Genomic DNA, 1440 nt, shown 5'->3' with positions numbered 1-1440 from the left:
GCTCACTGCGACGCTGAGTATTGTCTTCGCGCTGGGCTGCAATCTGCTGATCAGCAGCCTTTGGTTCCACCCACGTCCCTTTATGCTTGGGCTGGGGCAAAACTTTCTGGCGCATACCGCTGAATCATCTTTTCCCAGCGACCACGCAACGGTGATGTTTGCGCTAGCCTTTGGGTTGATACTGGCCTCGCTGCGCAAGTTGGGCCTGCTGGTTTTGCTGCTGGGGGCGTTGGTTGGCTGGGCGCGTGTCTACCTGGGCGTGCACTTTCCATTCGATATCGCCGGGTCGTTCCTGGTTTCGCTGATCAGCGCCTGGCTGGTCAAACAGGTGCTGGACTGGAGGCAACTGGGTGAGCCCCTGCTCGACGTTTTGGAGCGCCTGTACCTGCGAGTACTACCGGCACTCGCTCGGCGCAATAGTCACTTATAGGGCTCGGTCATCGCCTTCGATAAGGCCCTGGAGCACGACAGGATGAACACGTGAATCAGGTCGGATCGGAGTCTCTTCGTATTCCGCGAACCATTTGGGCCTTGGGCTTTGTCAGCCTGTTCATGGATGTTTCGTCCGAACTGGTGCACAGCCTGCTGCCGGTGTTTCTGGTCACGACCCTGGGCGCGAGCGCGCTGACCGTCGGGGTGATCGAAGGCATCGCAGAGGCGACGGCGATGGTCGTCAAAGTCTTTTCGGGTGCGATCAGCGACTTTATCGGTCGACGCAAAGGCTTGCTGTTAGTGGGATACGGTCTGGCAGCGTTGTCCAAACCGCTGTTCCCGCTGGCTCACTCGGTGGATGTGGTGTTCACCGCGCGCTTTCTCGATCGTATCGGCAAAGGCATTCGCGGCTCGCCGCGCGATGCCCTGGTGGCGGATGTCGCTCCACTGGAAATTCGCGGTGCCTGTTTCGGTTTGCGCCAGTCGATGGACACGGTCGGCGCCTTTGTCGGCCCTGCGCTGGCCATCGTGCTGATGCTCTGGCTCGCTGATATCCAGCTTGTACTCTGGTTCGCGGTGATCCCGGCGGTCATCGCGGTGGCGCTGATTGTCACCGGTGTAAAAGAGCCTGAACACGCTGTTGGCAAGCACACCTTTCGATCGCCCATTCATTGGCGAGTCCTTCACGACTTCTCGTCCGGGTACTGGTGGGTGGTCATTGTGGGTGGGGTGTTTACGCTGGCGCGCTTCAGCGAAGCATTTCTGGTGTTGCGGGCGCAGCAGACCGGTTTGTCTGCCACCTGGGTGCCGCTGGTGATGGTGGTCATGTCGGTGTTCTATGCGCTGTCCGCGTACCCGGCCGGTTGGCTGTCCGATCGCATCAGTCGCACTAAACTGCTTTGCCTCGGTATGGCGCTGTTGGTGCTGGCGGATCTGGTGCTCGCGCAAAGCCATTCGCCCCTGACAATGATGCTGGGCGTAGCCCTGTGGGGACTGCACATGGGTTTC

Annotated in this window: 2 protein-coding genes; both read left to right on the top strand. The window is 59.9% G+C overall.

The genetic code is table 11. The features are described from left to right. Window positions 1–430: undecaprenyl-diphosphatase (locus tag AC1DH9_RS29115; RefSeq protein WP_477809333.1), on the top strand; the 430-nt coding region annotated here is incomplete at its 5' end. Window positions 431–480: 50 nt separating this feature from the next. Beyond that, window positions 481–1440, top strand: a 960-nt coding sequence (locus AC1DH9_RS29110; RefSeq protein ID WP_477809332.1) for an MFS transporter, incomplete at its 3' end; no start/stop codon positions are given.

It is taken from the genome of Pseudomonas sp. 05T35 (assembly GCF_056396605.1).
Note: the sequence above shows the minus strand (reverse complement) of the source record. Positions and strands in the feature narration are given on the sequence as shown.